2 protein-coding genes are annotated in these 2,208 nt (G+C 59.0%); both read left to right on the forward strand.

The annotated features are described in order from the left end of the window. The coding region (locus tag BIS10_RS18470; RefSeq protein WP_253507659.1) for a hypothetical protein at positions 1-986 on the forward strand (986 nt) is incomplete at its 5' end. Further along, entirely contained in the window at positions 983-1,852 is an 870-nt protein-coding gene (locus tag BIS10_RS18475) for a hypothetical protein (protein ID WP_083025260.1), read from the forward strand. The genes BIS10_RS18470 and BIS10_RS18475, both read left to right, overlap by 4 nt. The last annotated feature ends 356 nt before the right edge of the window (positions 1,853-2,208 follow it).

Raw genomic sequence — 2,208 nt, forward strand, 5'->3', positions numbered from 1 at the left:
GCCGTCATGTGAACGCCGATGTAGCGGAAACCCTGGAGCTGATTCGCGCCTTGGTACACAGCTACCGGGAGGCGCGCAGCCGCGGCGAACACGGGCGGCTGGAGCAGCAGTTGATGCGCCTGCGCCAGGAGGTCGATGACCTGAACGGGCGCTTTGCCGATGCCATCGACAGCTTATGGCAGCGGCTGAATAGCGATTTCGGCTTTGTCAGCCAGCTCAACGACAAGATCCGCGAAAACGACCGCGCCCAGAAGCAGATCGCGAGGCTGCTGGACGGCCTGGCGCTGATCGACTTCGACGAGCTGATCGAACTTGTGGGCAGCGACGGCGGCCTGCGCAAACTATTGATCAGCCAGCTACAACAGCAGCTAAGCCACCACTACACCAGCCTGCGCGAAGTGCAGCGGCGCTTGATTGAACTGATGGCGCGCTTTCGCAAGCAACAGGCGCGCAGCCGCCTGATCAGCGGCATGGTCGCCTTTATGCGCGAACACCCCGGCTTTGTGCCGGGTAACTACGCCCGGCGCAGCGAGGTGCCAGGGCTGGTCAATCAGGCCGCCCCGCTAAGCGCTGCTGCCGCCCCGGCGCTGGATCGCAACCTGGAGTGCCGGTTGCTCGCCGACCTCCTGCACCGGCTACCCCAGCCGCGCCACACCACGCAAACCGTAGAAGCGGCGGCCCCTGCCCAAGCGCAAGAAAGCAGCCTCGCCGCTGCCCGCCAGCAGGCGCTCAAGCAGGATGTGGAACACTTCTATTTAAGTGTGATCGACCAGCCCCAGGCGAAGCCGGTCAGCGCCCTTGATTACCTGCACGCAAGCCCGCTGGAATGGCCGGATGAGATATGGCTCTTCCAGGTGATTTCCGAATACCAGGGCCTGCCACGCAGCGACCAGAAGGCGTTTCGACTCAAACAGCAGGAGAGCCAGGCCAGCCAATTCAATCACCTGCGCCTCATCCACGATGTAGAACTGCAGCTGGCCGTATGAACCTACCCAGCCGTGCACGCAATGGCCTAAACGGCGTCGCCCGCGAACTTCTCCGCCAACCCGCGGTGGAGAAGCCGCGCCGCCAGTGGGTAGACGACGTAGTGGCCTGGTGCCACCAGCACGACATTGACCTGGCCACGCGAATTAACAGTAAAGCGCTGCGCTTTGACACCGCCTTGCTGGCGCAGATCAATGACGTGTTAGAAAGCGCCCGCATAGCGCCGCTAGGCCGCTCACTCAGCGGCCTGACCAGCAGCGCCCAGGCAAAAGAAGGCGTAGAGGAAGACAAAGCCACCCGCGAAAGCCCCCGTGCAAGAAGGGTACTCGTCAGCTTTCCGCCGCAGCCAATAGCGGGGCTTGCCAACGAGCCACGGGCTATTCGCGATGTGGATGTACTCGGCCTAAAGCTGAGCGCGTTTAGCGCCTTGATTCAGGTCGAAAACCTCGACAGCTTCTATGAGTTCTCACCAGAAATACCATCACTAAGCGGCTACATAAACCCGCTGATCGTCTACCGCGGTGACAGCCACTACGGTGGTGGCTTTGCGTTACTGGTTGATGCTTGGCACAAAACCCGCCGAACACACATCTACGCCGGGGACTTCGATGTTAAAGGCGTCACGCTAGCGCTCGACAGCAACGCCACGCATATACTCCTGCCCGGCATTGAATGGCTTACTCAAAACGCCACGCCGTTGCATGTGCCTGCCGAGCAGTTTCCTTACCAACGGCGGCTTCGTAAGCACCTTGCTGCGCTGTCATCTGTCCATCCGTTGCGCGACTACCTCACATTGCTGTTGGAAAAGCAGCGGGGGCTTAAGCAGCAGTGGTTTGGTAGGGAGATGGTTTGCATTGCACTCAGTTAGGAGCAGTCTTGGTTGGGTTGCCACTCAAAATCGCTAGTTCGCGCTTTGCCTTGGTTGGCCGCTAGAGGCCTGATCAGCTTCAAAGGCCGCAGAGTAGTGGTTTTCTATGCGGCATTATTATGCAGTGCAAAGCGAGCCACACACGACTTTGGGATATGCCACCTATTTTTTCTTTGCTTACTGGCGAATCAGTGGATAAAGTCAAATGATCTGGCTACATAACCTCAATGAATGAGCGGACACATTTATTGAGGATATATACCTGAATCCGTGAAGCCGGCGCCGACACTTTCCCTATCACCGCCAGCGAGCACTTTTTGATCATTCGCCCCGTGCAAGTTGGCTTTCGCAAGCCC

Source organism: Halomonas sp. 707B3, assembly GCF_024158645.1.
In the GTDB taxonomy this organism is placed as follows: domain Bacteria; phylum Pseudomonadota; class Gammaproteobacteria; order Pseudomonadales; family Halomonadaceae; genus Vreelandella; species Vreelandella lionensis.

Coding starts and splice junctions, on each gene's coding strand:
- BIS10_RS18475 (WP_083025260.1), top strand. CDS start 983: ATGAACCTACCCAGCCGTGCACGCAATGGCCTAAACGGCGTCGCCCGC.